The sequence below is a fragment of the Micromonospora saelicesensis genome (assembly GCF_900091575.1).
Taxonomy (GTDB): domain Bacteria; phylum Actinomycetota; class Actinomycetes; order Mycobacteriales; family Micromonosporaceae; genus Micromonospora; species Micromonospora saelicesensis.
Map to the genome: position 1 here is coordinate 560,460 of NZ_FMCR01000001.1, position 14,037 is coordinate 574,496.

Consider the following 14,037-nt stretch of genomic DNA (forward strand, 5'->3'; position numbering starts at 1 on the left):
GGCTTCCGCCCGTGCGGCTTCCGCCCGTGCGGCTTCCGCCCGTCGGTCAGCTGGTCAGGCCGGCGTCGGTGAGGATCGGGCCGGCGAGCAGGAGCGCGCCGGCGACCAGCGCCGCCAGGTTGACGAGGGCGAAGACGCCGACCCAGAAGAGCGGCGGGAACGGGGTGAGCCCGGCGAGCTGGTCGGCGTCGGAGGCGGGCATCCGGCCGCGCGAACGCAACCGTTGCAGCTCGACCACCGGCCGCACCCCACCGAGCAGCAGAAACCACACCCCGGTGTACGCGAACGCGGCCTGGACCTGCGGCGTCGCGTACCACGAGACGGCGAACACCAGCGCCCCGGTGATCAGCAACGACACGACGCCGAAGACGTTGCGGATCATGACGAGCATGGCCAGCAGCAGCGCCACGGCCACCCAGAGCAGCAGGGTGATCCGGTTACCACCGAGCAGCCAGGCGCCGGCCAGCCCGACCAGCGGCGGTGCGACATATCCGGCGAGCAGGGTGAGGATCATGCCCGGCCCGGTGGGACGGCCTGCGGAGAGCGTCAGCCCGGACGTGTCCGAGTGCAGCCGGATGCCGCGCAGCTTACGGCCGGTGAGCAGGGCGACCAGGGCGTGCCCGCCCTCGTGCGCGATGGTGATGGCGTTACGGGCGATCCGCCACGGCAGCCGGGTGGAGACCACCACCAGCGCGACGACCCCGGTGATCAGCACCAGCAGCGCGGGCGGGTCCGGCTGCGCGCCGAACAGCGTGTCCCACAGGTCGCCCAGCCCGTCGATCGACATCATGGGGCGCGAGCCTACCGGCGTCGTTCCGTGTCGCTCCCGAGGCACCGGCTCGTATCCTGTGAAACTGATCGGGTGGCGAGTCGAGCGGGAGGTGAACGCGGGTGAGCGCAGCGCCCCTGGAGCCGCACATCGGCCTGTGGACCGAGGCCGACTACTTCGCCTTGGGTGAAACCCCGGACCGGATCGAGCTGCTCGACGGGAGCCTGCTGGTGAGCCCTGCCCCGAGCCGACGGCACCAGCGGGTGTCGCGCCGACTGGCGAACAGCATCGAAGCAGCGGCAGACTTCCACGGCCTGTCGGTCTATGACGCGATCAACGTCCGGCTCGGCATCGATCGAGTCGTCACTCCGGACCTCGTTGTGACCGATGTCGATGACGACGGCACCTTCCTCGACCCCGACCGGGTGGTCCTCGTCGGCGAGATCGTCTCGCCCGGCAACGCAGCCGCCGACCGGCTGGTCAAGATGCAGCTCTACGCCATCGCGCGAATCCCCTGGTATCTGCTGGTCGAGCAGGACGGCGACGGTCACCCGCTGCGGCTCTACCGGCTCGACGGCGAGCACTACGTCGAGGACCAGGTTGCCAAGGCGGGCGAGACCATGACCATCGTCGAGCCGTTCCGCTGGCAGCTCGACCCGGCCGCCCTGGGCTGATCCGTTCCACTTCAGCCACCGGGGCGACTCAGTCCCGTCGATGAAGCTTTTTTCCGGTCGCCCTTGTGATCTAGGGCACTTACCTCCAAAGATGAATGTCGATAGAACGACGTCCTTGGAGGCACTCATGGCCCGTACCCGATCATCGCTGCGCCGCGCGCTCGCGGCCGGCCTCACCGTCCTCGCCACCGCGGCGGCGGCCCTGGTCGCGACCGCCGGACCGGCGGCCGCCGCCACCACACCCGGTGTCGACGTCTCCCGCTACCAGGGCACCATCAACTGGACCAGCGTCCGCAACGCGGGCATCCAGTTCGCCTTCATCAAGGCGACCGAGGGCACCAGCTACAAGGACCCGAACTTCAACGCCAACTACGTCAACTCGTACAACGCCGGGGTGATCCGCGGGGCGTACCACTTCGCCCGGCCGAACATCTCCGCCGGCTCCACCCAGGCCAACTACCTGGCCTCCAACGGAGGCGCCTGGTCGGCGGACAGCCGCACCCTGCCGGCCGCACTGGACATCGAGGGCAACCCGTACGCAGGCGGCTACTGCTACGGGCTCAGCACGACCGGGATGCGCAACTGGGTGCAGGACTTCCTGAACACCTACCGGTCCCGCACCGGCCGGTACGCCGTCATCTACACCACCACGAGCTGGTGGAACCAGTGCACCGGCAGCTGGACCGGCCCCTGGGCGAACCACCCGCTCTGGCTGGCCCGCTGGTCGAGCACGCCCGGCGCCCTGCCGGCCGGCGCGTCGGTGTGGAGCTTCTGGCAGTACACCAGCACCGGCGCGGTCTCCGGGATCAGCGGCAACGTGGACCGCAACTACTGGAACGGCGACCGGAGCCGCCTGATCGCGTTGGCCAACAACACCTGACCGGGCCGTTGGCGGCAGCGGGATCGACGGTCACCACACGGTCGACAATCGGTCCGGCTGCCGCCACACCACCGGGTACGGGTCAGACCCGCCGTCGGCTCAACACCGGCACCACAGCATCCTCACTAGCCAGCGCGCCCCGGCGGGTCAACCGCCAGGCGGCAACGCCAAAGCCGGCAACGATCACGACGCCGAGCAGTGCGATGAGCACCGAAACCCCCGCGCTGACCAGCAGCAGGATCGCGTCGCCGAGCGCCACGAGCATCCACAGTGCCAGCCGGGGCCGAGTGTCCCTCCGTCGGTAACCCATGTCGTGCCTCCTTCCGTCGTCGAAGGTCAATTACCCACGACGACGCAAGGTCATGCGAATGAGTTTCAGTCCTGACGGTCGGGCACGAAACCCTTGGCGATCCGGTCGAAGTCCGGCAGCTTGGCCTGCCAGTCCTTGTCGGCGACCTCCCACCGCAGGGCGTAACCGCGGTCCTTGGCCGTCACGAACCCCCGGTTACGGACGTGGATCCGGGTGTTGTCACGGGTCTCCAGCCACTCCCAGTCCGCGCAGGTCCGCCCGACATTGCAGCGCTCGATGCTGAGGTACTGATAGTTGATGACTTCGTTTTTGCGGTCGCCCTCGATGCTCTTCCAGTCGGCGTAGGCGTCCTTCTTCGGCGTGCTGGTCCACTGCACGAGCAACTCGCCCGGGCCATTGGACTGGTCGAAGACGACGGTGTTGCGACCCGCGTTGCGCCGTACCCAACCGTCGGGAATCGGCAGGGCGAAGCCCTCCGGGTCCCGGTGCAGCTTCCAGCCCGCCGGCAACACGTTCGGGTCGACCGAGGGGGTGGCCGAGGCGGACGGACTCGGGGCACCGCTGGTGGGCGGCGGAGGCGCCGCAGCGGTGGTCGGTGCGGGCGCCGAGGTCGCGGCAGCACCGGTCGGGTTGGCCTGTGGGCTCTTGCCGTCGCCCTTGGTGAGCATCGGCACGACCACCACGAGGCCGATCAGCAGCAGGGCGACCACGGCCCCGATCAGCAGGTTACGTCGGGTGTTGTTCGGCTTCGTGCCATCCGAGGGTGGCACCGCCGCGCGACCGGCCGGACTCACCGGCGGCATGAGCGACGTCGGCGTGGTCGGCTTGCGCTGCTCCGGAGCCACCGGCGGACCGTCGACGACAGTCGGCTCGTCGTCGACGTTCGTCGTACCGTCGTCGCTCGTGTCGGGCGCGGCCGTGACCTTTGCGGTCGGCTCGGCCTCGGTCGGCTCGGCCTCGGACGGGCGGTCGATCGGGGCGGTCGGCTCGGCCGGCGCCTCTGCGGTCGACTCGCCCGACACCAGGGCGGTCGGGTCGGCGGCCTTGGTGTCGGAGGAGACGACGGCCGTCGGCGTGGCATCGGCGGCCGGAGTCGCGGCGGCAGCGGAGGTGGCGGCGGAGGTCGTCGGGGCGGCGGCCGGCGGCGGTGACACCGGCCGGTCGACACTCTCGGCCGGTCGCGGGGCCGGCACCACCGGCAGGCGCGGCTCGCGCGGACCGTTCGGCCCAGGCCGGCGTACGCCATCAAGCAGTGAGATCCCGCGCGACCGCTTGCCGGCGGCGCGGCGCAGCAAGCGCTCGGCCACCTCGGCGGTGATCCGCTCGTTCGGGTCCTTGCGCAACAGCCCGTTGAGGACGGCCTTGAGCGGACCGGCGTTCTTCGGCGGCGGAATCGGCTCGGTGGCCAGCGCGGCCAGGGTGCCGATCGCCGACGGCCGGGCGTACGGCGACTTGCCCTCGACCGCCGCGTAGAGCGTCGCGCCCAACGACCACAGGTCGGCCTCCGGACCGGCCGTGCCGTCCCGAGCGCGCTCCGGCGAGATGTACGCGGGCGAGCCGAGCACCATGCCGGTGCGGGTCACATTGGGGTCACCGGGGATCGTGGCGAGACCGAAATCGGTCAGCACCACCCGGCCGTCGTCGCCGAGCAACACGTTGCCGGGCTTCACGTCGCGGTGCATGACACCCGCCTTGTGCGCGGCGCTGAGCGCACCCAGCACACCCAGGCCGATCTCCACCGTGCGGGCCACCGAGACCGGGCCGTCCTCGGCGAGAGTGTCCTGCAACGACTTCGACGCCACGTACTCCATGACGATCCACGGATCGCCGTCGGTGCGCAGCACGTCGAAGATGCGGACGACGTTGGCGTGGTTGAGCCGGGCGATGGCCCGCGCCTCCCGCAACGAGCGCTCGCGCATCTCGCGGCGCTCCTCATCGGTGAGACCAGGCGGCGGCACCAACTCCTTGATGGCGACGTCCCGATGCAGCACCTCGTCGCGCGCCTTCCACACCCGGCCCATGCCGCCCTGGCCGAGCGGCGACAGGAGCCGGTATCGGTCAGCGACGAGTTGGGGAAGCGCGTTCGACATCGGTGAGACGGTACCCGGACCGGCTGACGCTCACACCGCCGGCACGCCACTGTGCGCTTCGCGTTACTTCGCGCCGCGTACCCTGTCGGCATGTCTGCCGAAGAGCCCCTGTTCCGGGTCGTCCGCGGCGTGCCCACCGCCGAGGAGTTGGCCGCTCTGGTGGGGGCGATCATCGTCCGAACCCGTCCGGCCGCCGCCCCCGTTCCGGCGACGATCTCCGCCTGGGCGCGCAGCGGTCGACCCGGCGGCTCCCGCGGGTGGCGCGCCGCCGGCCTGCCCCGCTAACCCGAGACCTGCCGCGCGGGGGCTGCCACGGTGGCGTTGAGCCGTTAACCTCACTCAGGGAAACGGTGCCGCTACGGGTAGGGAGGATCCATGATCCCCGAAGAGGACCGGCCAGCACCCTGGCTACGCGGTTACGGCGGCATCGAAGCCGACATCAGCCAGCTCAGAGAGTTCGCCGACCGGCTCGCCGCCGAGGTCGAGAGCAACTACGCGCCGCACCTGTCGTACATCGCCGAAGACATGTCCGCGAAGCTGCCCAACCCCTGCGACGCCTTCATCGAACTGGTCACCTTCCTGCACGCACACCACGAGACGCAGCAGGCCACCGCCGACATGGTGTACGCCGTCCGAGGCGCCACCGGCCACCTGGCCGCCGCCGCCGATCAGGTCGCCACCCACTACGCCGACAGCGACGCCTTCACCGCCGCCCGAGTGGTGGACGTGCAACGAGCCCTCGCCAACCCGGCCAGCGTCCTCCCCGGCGGCCCGACGCCAACCCTGACCGACCCGACCAGCCCCGACGCCGCAGGACCGGTGGTGCTGCCGTGATCGAACGGGGCACCGGCCGCACCTCCGGCCTCACCGACTGGCACCTCATGGACGTCAACAGCATGTGGGCCTGCCTCCAGGACCACGACACCGCCAACCACTGGAAGCAGGTCGCCGGCTGGCGCAAGGTTTGCGACCTGGCGCAAACCCACCTCGGCCGTCTTCAGCAGTACCGACGCGGACTCGCCGAGGCATGGCCCCCCGAAACAAGCGCCGCCTCCCGCACCTACCTCGCCGAACTCGACGAACTCATCGACCAGGTGCGGCGCACCCACGACGCCGCCGCCGCGAACTACACCGCGCTGTCCGCCGCAACCCAGGCCATCGGCACCACCCGCGCCGCACTCCGCAAGATCTACGAGGAGTACGCGACCAAGTTCCAACAGAAGCAGGCGTACGAGTCGATGGTCGCCGACCCGAAAGCGGTGATGGGCAACCGGGCCACTACGCCGCCTGTTGCTGATGGGGAGCTGGAACGGCTCAACGTGCAGGCCCGATCCATGATGTTCAACCTGAGCGGTGAACTCCAACAAGCCCAAGCAACCCTCCAAAAACCACCCCCTCGGCCCGCTCCTCGCGTCGACGAAGAAGGGGCTGCCACGACAGCAGCCACAGCACCCATTATTCCCCCTATTGTTCCGGTTCCCATTCGATCAACCGCGCGAGTTCCGTCATCCGGCGGCCCTTCCGCTAACTCACCCGCCAGCCGCATGCCGATTACAGGGGGAGTTGGTCCTGTTCTTGGCGGGGCAACAGCAATGCCATTCCCCACAGTTCAAGACTTGCCACGCAGCCAACAGGTAGGGCCCGTCAACCAGCCACCTGGTATGGGACAGACCCCTACCCTCGGGGGCATTCCTAACGCGTCAAAGATCCTCCGACCGCCAACTGAGCAGCGCGGGTCGATGGGGCTGCCATTACCCAAGGAGCCGAGAACCAACGGGGCTAATTCGCCTCCAGCCCCTCGGGCAATGCCACCAAGTGGCTTGATCGGTGGAGCACCCGGCCTTGGTATTGGTCAACCCAACAACGGCCCGGCCGCGCCGCGCCGGGTCAATCCGATTGGAGGTGTCATCGGCGGTGGTAGCGCTGGGACAGCGCCAACGGGAGGGGCAGGATCGCGACCAAGCGCTCCGCGCGCTTCAGGGAGCGTCGGCGGCATGTCGCCCATTGGCGGCGCCCCGGCCACCGGACCCCATTGGCACGCCGGTACCTCACCTACCCGTCTTGGCCGGTGGGTTCACGGCGGCGGTGACGGCGAGTCCGACCGATGGGACCCGGACCATCCGTGGAGGACCGAGCAAGGAGTCGCACCTGTGGTACTCCCTCCCGACGAGGACGGCCCAATCGACCCGGGCCCCGCTCTCGGCCTTCCTCGGTGAGGTATTACCTCGCTTTCCCACTCCTGTTGGCGTTGAGCCTTCCGGGAGCAATTCCAGAGCCCGCATTCCAAGCACACGTTAATCACGCCCAGACCGAGCAATGGCATCTTAACTTTCTAAAAGTCACCGACGCGCATAAGACGAGCCAAGGCGATGGGGTAGTTGTTGCACTTCCCGACAGTGGCGTAGATCAACATCCGGACTTAAAGGGCAACCTGCTTCCCGGCAAGGACGTAATCGCTGGAGGCGGTGGTGACGGGTTGACCGACGAAGACGGCCACGGCACGGGGATGGCAGGTCTAATCGCAGCCCACGGCGACGAAAGTTCAGGTGCGCTCGGCATCGCACCAAAAGCCAAAATTCTGCCAATATTCTGTTCACCACCGGGCAAGGCAGGCGATTCGGAATCGTTGGCAGCGGCAATAGAGTATGCAATCAGCGCCGGCGCTGATGTTATCAGCATTTCAATCGCCGGCGGGGTTAGCGCTCGGCTACAACAGGCAGTCAGAATGGCCTTGCAAGCTGACATCATAGTTGTTGCCGCCGCCGGCAATGCGCCTTGGACGCAAATGGTGGGTTATCCCGCACGCTACCCGGAAGTTGTCGCTGTGGGTGGAATCGGCCGAGACGGAAAGCGTACCGCCGTCTCGGTCACTGGGCCGGAGATTGACGTGGTTGCGCCCGCGGTCGACATCTACAGCACCAGCATCGACGGCAAGTACCGCAAAGGCACCGGCACCTCTGACGCGACGGCGATCGTGGCGGGCGCGGCTGCATTGATCAGGTCCAAGTACCCATACCTGCCGGCTCGGGAGGTGGCGCACCGGCTCACGGCCACCGCCGTCGACAAGGGACCCCCTGGGCGTGACGACGAGTACGGCTATGGAGTGATCGATCTTGTGGCGGCACTGACGGCAGACGTACCGCCGCTGGGGTTTGAATCGGTGAGCGCTCCGGCCGGTGCTGGCCCGACCACGACGGCTGGCGCTCAGTCCGATGACGCAAGCGATAGTGCGACCGCTCGCGGCCTGGCCACTCTCGGGGTGCTCGTGGCTGCCGGGGTCGGGTGGGCCGTAATAGCACGGCGACGCCGGCGTGGCGATGATCCGCCGCCCAGAATCAGTCGCTGATCGATCAACGAAGCGGTGATCCACTCGGCTTTCAGGAAACTGCGGTGTCCGGGGCGAGGGGATACCGCGTTTTCCTGAAAGTCGAGTGGATCAAGGCCGCCCGACCACCCGGCGGCCGGACAGGTGGGTGCTGGGCGGGGTGTCGGTCTTGGTGGAGGGTTGGGCGGTAACGTCGGGCTGGTGTCTGAGACTTTGCCGCTTCGCCTCGTGCTCGCATCGGCGAGCCCTGCCCGTCGTAAGTTGCTCCAGGCTGCCGGCGTCGAGCCGGAGGTGCTGGTCAGTGGGGTGGACGAGTCCCTGGTGGTGACCGAGCGGGCCGAGGAGCTGTGCCTGGAATTGGCTCGTCTGAAGGCGCAGGCGGTGTTGACCCGACTGAACCCGAACGCCGATCAGCGGACGTTGGTAATCGGCTGCGACTCGGTGCTCGCCTTCGACGGGGAGATCCTCGGCAAGCCGGCGGATGCGGCTGACGCGACCCGGCGGTGGCTGCGGATGCGGGGACGCAGCGGCGTTCTACACAGCGGGCACTGCCTGGTCGACGTTACTGCCGGCCGGCGGGCGGAGGCGGTCGCGTCGACCACGGTCCACTTCGCCGACATCAGTGACGACGAGATCGCCGCGTACGTGGCCACGGGTGAGCCGCTGGCGGTGGCCGGTGCGTTCACGATCGACGGGCTGGGTGGGCCGTTCGTGGAACGGATCGAGGGTGACCCGGGGACGGTGGTCGGGCTGTCGATGCCGCTGCTGCGCCGGCTCCTCGCCGAGCTGGATCTGCGGATCACCGACCTGTGGACGAAGGTCGCGCCGGGCGGCCAAACAGTCGAGCCGCTCGGTAACGTCCGGTCATGACCACCAAGTCGATCCCGCTCACCAACGAGCTGCACGCCTATCTGGTCGCACACGGCTCCCCGCCGGACGAGATCATCCGTGACCTGGCCGAGGAGACCCGGTCGGTGCTGCCCGAGCACGCCACCATGCAGGTGGCTCCGGAGCAGGCCGCGTTCCTGACGTTCCTCACCCGGCTGCTCGACGTGCGGCAGGCCGTCGAGGTTGGCACGTTCACCGGGCTCTCGTCGCTGGCGATCGCCCGTGGGTTGCCCGAGGGTGGGCGACTGACCTGCTTCGACATCTCCGAGGAGTTCACCGGCATCGCCCGGCGCTACTGGGCGCGGGCCGGCGTGCAGGATCTGATCGACCTGCGCATTGGCCCGGCCGCGGACGGGCTGCGGGAGTTGCCGCACGAGCGGCACCTGGACTTCGCGTTCATCGACGCGGACAAGACCGGCTACCCGATCTACTGGGCGGAGCTGGTGCCCCGGATGCGTCCGGGTGGGGTGATCGCCGTCGACAACGTGTTGCGTGGCGGGCGGGTCATCGCCCCGCAGGACGCTGGTGACCGGGCCATCGCCGCGTTCAACGACGAGGTCCTCGCGGACGTGCGGGTGGACCCGGTGATGCTGCCGATCGCGGACGGCCTCACCCTCGCCCGGGTCCGCTGACCGACCGACAATCGCCGACCGTCGGCAACCGCCGAATACGACATTGGGGTGTCCCCACCAGGGGACACCCCAATATCAAGTAACAGCGAAGGCCGGCGTCAGCGGACGCTGCGGGCGAACTGGCGGGCGGCCCAGTAGACGCCCAGCGCGGCGAGGACCGCGGTGATGCTGAGGCCCTGCCAGACCTTGTCGCTGCCCAGGTCACCGGCGAACAGTGCCCGGGTGCCGTCGACCGCCCAGGAGAACGGGTTCCAGTTGGCGATGCCCTGCAACCAGCCGGGTGCGAAGGTCAGCGGCAGCAGGATGCCGGAGAGCAGCAGCACCGGCTGCGCCACGGTGTTCATTAGCGGGGCCAGTGCGTCCTCGCTCTTGACCTTGAGGGCGACGCCGTAGGAGACGGCCGAGGTCATGAGGGCGATCAGGGCGAGCATCAGGTACGCCAGAAGCAGGTCCCCGATGAACACCCGCAGGTCGAAGATGAGCGCCAGGAGCGTGATGATGACCGCCTGCACCATGAGCGAGACCACGTCGCGCAGCGAGCGGCCGAGCAGCAGGGCGAGCCGGCTGATCGGGGTGACCCGGGAGCGTTCGATGACGCCGGCTCGCAGCTCGGCGATCAGGCCGAAGCCCTGGAAGAGGCCACCGAAGATGGCCAGCAGCACCAGCAGGCCCGGTACGAAGATCTTGTAGGCGGCGGCCTGGGTGGGCGCGTTCAGTGCGGGCTTGAGCAGCGGGGCGAAGAGCAGCAGGTACATGACCGGCTGGAACACGCCGACGAAGACCCAGACCGGGTTGCGTAGCAGGAGTTGGGTCTGGCGCTGGAAGATCAGCCACGTGTCACGGGCGAATTTCATGGGAGTCGTCTCCGGTGGTCAGGACTCGCGCAGCGAGCGGCCGGTCTTGGTGAGGAAGACGTCGTCCAGGCTGGGTCGGTGCAGCTCGATCGAGCGCAGCTCCAGCCCGGCGTGGTCGAGTCGGCGCAGCACCTGCGGAATCGCGGTGGCACCCTCGTCGACGTAGAGGCGCAGGCCGCCCTCGTCGACCGTCTCCAGCTTGTTGACGTACGGCTCGCCGTCGAGCGTCTGGGCGGCCTGCGGGGTGGCGGCCAGGTCGAGACCGACCAGCACCACGTCGCCGGAGATCTCCCGCTTGAGCTCGGTCGGCGTGCCCTCGGCAACCACCTCGCCGTTGTCCATGATCGCGATCCGGTCGCAGAGCGCGTCGGCCTCGTCCAGGTAGTGCGTGGTGATGAAGACGGTCATCCCGTCGGCGCGGAGCCGACGGATCTCGTCCCACATGTGGGCGCGGCTCTGCGGGTCGAGGCCGGTGGTCGGCTCGTCCAGGAAGACGATCTTCGGCTCGTGGATGATGCCGAGGGCGATCTCCACCCGGCGACGCTGGCCGCCGGAGTAGGTCTTGCACGTGCGGTCGGCGTACTCGGTGAGCTGGAAGGCGTCCAGGGCACGGGCGGCACGCCGCTGCGCGTCGGCCTTGCTGATGCCGTACATCCGGGCGTGCAGCACCAGCTCTTCGCGGGCGGTGGACTCGTCCCAGGTGCTGCCGCCCTGCGGGACGTACCCGATGCGGCGGCGCACCTCGGCCGGGTCCTTGCGCAGGTCGGCACCCGCGATGGTGGCCTCGCCGCCGTCCGGCTCGATCAGCGTGGCGAGCATCCGCAGCGTGGTGGTCTTGCCGGCGCCGTTCGGGCCGAGGAAGCCGAAGATCTCGCCCTTGGCAACGTCAAGGTCGACGCCCCGCACGGCGTCCACCGTCTTCGTCTCTCGACCCGCGCGGGAGCGGAACGACTTCCGCAGCCCCCTGGTCTCGATCATTTCTGCTCCTGGTCGTTCGGGCCGGTCGGGCCGGCCGTCGGGTGGGACGGCGCCGGACGGCGCACTCCCCCGCTGTGCCGCCAGCAGGCTAACGCGATATAGCTTTTTTAGTCAACGTTGATTATTCCGCGTTGGTGTCGAGCGGCTCCACGCCGTCCCGCCACCCCGACCAACCCTGCGCTTCATCCAGCTCAGCAGGCAGGTACGACACTCCGGAATCGATCCGCTCGGCGATCCGCTCGCACCAGGTCATCTCCGCCTCCGCCCGCGCCGACCACAGCTCGAACATCCAGCCGACGTGCGCCGGCTTGCGGTTGCGCACCCAGTCCGACTCCAGCGAGGCGCGCATGGACTCGACGCCGGCGCGCAGCAGGTTGGCCCGGTTACGCAGGGCGGCTGCCGCCTCGGCGCGCGGCATGGCCGGCAGAAAGGAGAAGGCCGCCACGAACGGGTCGGCGGGCTCGCTGATGGTCCACCAGGAGTTGCGCAGCAGCGTCTCGAACTCGTCCTCCCCCTTGACCGTCACCTCGTACGTGGTCCGCGCCGGACGGGCGCCCACCTGCTCGGTCGCGACGGCGCGGAGCAGCCCTTCCTCGGTGAGTTTGCGCAGGGCGTGATAGATCGACCCGGGCTGTATGTTCGCCCACTTGTCGGCGCTCCAGCTCAGCAGCTCACGGCGCACGTCGTAGCCGTGCACGGGCTGCATCCACCGCACCAGACCGAGAATCATCATCCGAGTCGAAGACACCCGATAAGCGTAATAGCCAAGTTTGACTAAACCGTGGCGGGTGCAGTGCGGCATCCCACACTGAGCGATCGTTAGGGCCGCCGAGGGCGGCCGATACACTCCCCGTCAGTAACCTGCCCGGGAGGAGCCACGAAGGTGCGCAAGGTACTTATCGCCAACCGCGGCGAAATCGCCGTCCGGGTGATCCGCGCGTGCCGCGACGCCGGCCTGGGCAGCGTCGCCGTGTACGCGGACTCCGACCGCGACGCCCTGCACGCCACCCTCGCGGACGAGGCGTACGCGCTCGGCGGGGACAGCGCTACCGAGACCTACCTGCGCATCGACAAGCTGCTCGACGTCGCCGCTCGGGCCGGCGCCGACGCCGTACACCCGGGTTACGGCTTCCTCAGCGAGAACGCCGACTTCGCCCAGGCGGTCATCGACGCCAGGCTGACCTGGATCGGCCCCACCCCGCAGGCGATCCGCGACCTGGGCGACAAGGTCACCGCCCGGCACATCGCCCAGCGGGCCGGCGCACCGCTGGTCCCCGGCACCCCGGACCCGGTGGCCAGCCCGGACGAGGTGATGGCGTTCGCCGTCGATCACGGCCTGCCGGTAGCCATCAAGGCCGCCTTCGGTGGCGGCGGGCGCGGCCTCAAGGTCGCCCGCACCATGGAGGAGATCCCCCAGCTGTTCGAGTCGGCCACCCGGGAGGCGGTCGCGGCGTTCGGTCGGGGCGAGTGCTTCGTCGAGCGGTACCTCGACCAGCCCCGGCACGTCGAGGCGCAGGTCCTCGCCGACCAGCACGGCAACGTGATCGTGGTGGGCACCCGGGACTGCTCGTTGCAGCGACGTCACCAGAAGCTCGTCGAGGAGGCGCCCGCGCCGTTCCTCACCGACGCCCAGCGCGCGCAGATTCACGAGAGCGCCAAGGCCATCTGCCGCGAGGCCGGCTACCACGGCGCCGGCACTGTGGAATACCTGGTCGGCGTCGACGGCACCATCTCCTTCCTGGAGGTCAACACCCGGCTTCAGGTCGAGCACCCGGTCACCGAGGAGACCGCCGGCATCGACCTGGTCCGCGAGCAGTTCCGGATCGCCGACGGCGAGAAGCTGCGGATCACCGAGGACCCGACGCCGCGCGGGCACGCGATCGAGTTCCGGATCAACGGCGAGGACCCGGGCCGCAACTTCCTGCCCGCCCCCGGCACTGTCACCGCGCTGCGCCTGCCCAGCGGGCCGGGTGTGCGGGTCGACACCGGCATCTCGGCCGGCGACGTGATCGGCGGCAACTTCGACTCACTGCTCGCCAAGGTGATCATCACGGGTGAGACGCGGACCGAGGCGCTGGAGCGCGCCCGCCGTGCGCTGGACGAGATGGTCCTCGACGGGATGGCCACCGCGCTGCCGTTCCACCGGCTCGTCGTGCGGGACGAGGCGTTCACCGCCGAGCCGTTCACAGTGCACACCCGGTGGATCGAGACCGAGTTCCACAACACCGTGCCGCCGTTCACCGCCGCCGCCGGCGCCGCCGAAGCGCCGGCCGAGCGCGACACCGTCGTGGTCGAGGTGGGCGGCAAGCGCCTCGAGGTCAGCCTCCCCGCCGGCTTCGGCGGGAGTACGACCACCGCGGCACCCGCCGCCCGCAAGCCGACCCGGCGTGGCGGCGGCGCCAAGGCCGGTGCTCCGGTCGGCGGCGACGCGCTCACCTCGCCGATGCAGGGCACCATCGTCAAGATCGCGGTGGCGGACGGGGACACCGTGGCCGAGGGCGACCTGGTCGTGGTGTTGGAGGCGATGAAGATGGAGCAACCGCTGCACGCGCACAAGGCGGGTACGGTCAGCGGTCTCAGCGCCGAGGTCGGCGCCGTGATCACCGCTGGCGCCTCCATCTGCACCATCGCCTGAGC

14 protein-coding genes are annotated in these 14,037 nt (G+C 69.2%); 8 read left to right on the forward strand and 6 right to left on the reverse strand.

The genetic code is table 11. The features are described from left to right. Positions 1-46: 46 nt before the first annotated feature. Entirely contained in the window at positions 47-790 is a 744-nt protein-coding gene (locus GA0070561_RS02640) for a M50 family metallopeptidase (RefSeq protein WP_091394386.1), read from the reverse strand. A 101-nt stretch (positions 791-891) separates the two neighbouring features. Here GA0070561_RS02640 and GA0070561_RS02645 point away from each other — a divergent pair, with 101 nt between their 5' ends. Further along, positions 892-1,443 carry a Uma2 family endonuclease gene (locus tag GA0070561_RS02645; protein WP_091394389.1) on the forward strand — a complete coding sequence of 184 codons (552 nt, stop codon included), beginning with the start codon at positions 892-894 and terminating at the stop codon, positions 1,441-1,443. Positions 1,444-1,570: 127 nt separating this feature from the next. Continuing rightward, entirely contained in the window at positions 1,571-2,323 is a 753-nt protein-coding gene (locus tag GA0070561_RS02650) for a GH25 family lysozyme (RefSeq protein ID WP_091394392.1), read from the forward strand. 82 nt (positions 2,324-2,405) lie between these two features. On the opposite strand, the gene GA0070561_RS02655 is transcribed toward GA0070561_RS02650, so the two are convergent. Both GA0070561_RS02655 and GA0070561_RS02660 read right to left on the reverse strand, forming a co-directional pair. Beyond that, the gene (locus GA0070561_RS02655; RefSeq protein ID WP_244166035.1) at positions 2,406-2,582 is read right to left on the reverse strand and encodes a hypothetical protein; all 177 of its coding nucleotides are present in this window, start codon (positions 2,580-2,582) and stop codon (positions 2,406-2,408) included. Positions 2,583-2,698: 116 nt separating this feature from the next. Then, the gene (locus GA0070561_RS02660; RefSeq protein ID WP_091394398.1) at positions 2,699-4,723 is read right to left on the reverse strand and encodes a serine/threonine-protein kinase; all 2,025 of its coding nucleotides are present in this window, start codon (positions 4,721-4,723) and stop codon (positions 2,699-2,701) included. Between the two features lie 90 nt (positions 4,724-4,813). Here GA0070561_RS02660 and GA0070561_RS02665 point away from each other — a divergent pair, with 90 nt between their 5' ends. From GA0070561_RS02665 to GA0070561_RS02690, 5 genes are all read left to right on the forward strand, one after another. After that, on the forward strand, positions 4,814-5,008 hold the full coding sequence (locus tag GA0070561_RS02665; RefSeq protein ID WP_091394401.1) for an acyl-CoA carboxylase subunit epsilon: 195 nt from the start codon (positions 4,814-4,816) through the stop codon (positions 5,006-5,008). Positions 5,009-5,098: 90 nt separating this feature from the next. Next, positions 5,099-5,557 (forward strand): hypothetical protein, encoded by a 459-nt coding sequence (locus tag GA0070561_RS02670; RefSeq protein ID WP_091394404.1) that lies wholly within the window; start codon positions 5,099-5,101, stop codon positions 5,555-5,557. A 1,378-nt stretch (positions 5,558-6,935) separates the two neighbouring features. Beyond that, a complete protein-coding gene (mycP, locus tag GA0070561_RS02680) occupies positions 6,936-8,069 on the forward strand; it encodes a type VII secretion-associated serine protease mycosin (RefSeq protein WP_244166036.1) in 1,134 nt (377 codons plus the stop codon). A 180-nt stretch (positions 8,070-8,249) separates the two neighbouring features. Continuing rightward, a complete protein-coding gene (locus GA0070561_RS02685; protein WP_091397223.1) occupies positions 8,250-8,918 on the forward strand; it encodes a Maf family protein in 669 nt (222 codons plus the stop codon). Continuing rightward, a complete protein-coding gene (locus GA0070561_RS02690; RefSeq protein ID WP_091394411.1) occupies positions 8,915-9,568 on the forward strand; it encodes an O-methyltransferase in 654 nt (217 codons plus the stop codon). Before GA0070561_RS02685 ends, GA0070561_RS02690 begins: the two co-directional genes overlap by 4 nt. Positions 9,569-9,666: 98 nt before the next feature. Here GA0070561_RS02690 and GA0070561_RS02695 read toward each other — a convergent pair whose 3' ends face one another. From GA0070561_RS02695 to GA0070561_RS02705, 3 genes are all read right to left on the reverse strand, one after another. Next, positions 9,667-10,422 carry an ABC transporter permease gene (locus tag GA0070561_RS02695; protein WP_091394415.1) on the reverse strand — a complete coding sequence of 252 codons (756 nt, stop codon included), beginning with the start codon at positions 10,420-10,422 and terminating at the stop codon, positions 9,667-9,669. A gap of 18 nt (positions 10,423-10,440) precedes the next feature. Beyond that, positions 10,441-11,400: an ATP-binding cassette domain-containing protein gene (locus GA0070561_RS02700; RefSeq protein WP_091394418.1), complete on the reverse strand. Its 960-nt coding sequence runs from the start codon at positions 11,398-11,400 to the stop codon at positions 10,441-10,443. A 121-nt stretch (positions 11,401-11,521) separates the two neighbouring features. After that, positions 11,522-12,133 (reverse strand): PadR family transcriptional regulator, encoded by a 612-nt coding sequence (locus GA0070561_RS02705; protein ID WP_091394421.1) that lies wholly within the window; start codon positions 12,131-12,133, stop codon positions 11,522-11,524. 150 nt (positions 12,134-12,283) lie between these two features. Between GA0070561_RS02705 and GA0070561_RS02710 the strand changes: the two genes are divergently transcribed. Further along, complete coding sequence (locus tag GA0070561_RS02710; protein WP_091394425.1) at positions 12,284-14,035, forward strand: acetyl/propionyl/methylcrotonyl-CoA carboxylase subunit alpha; 1,752 nt, start codon at positions 12,284-12,286, stop codon at positions 14,033-14,035. Positions 14,036-14,037 lie beyond the last annotated feature (2 nt).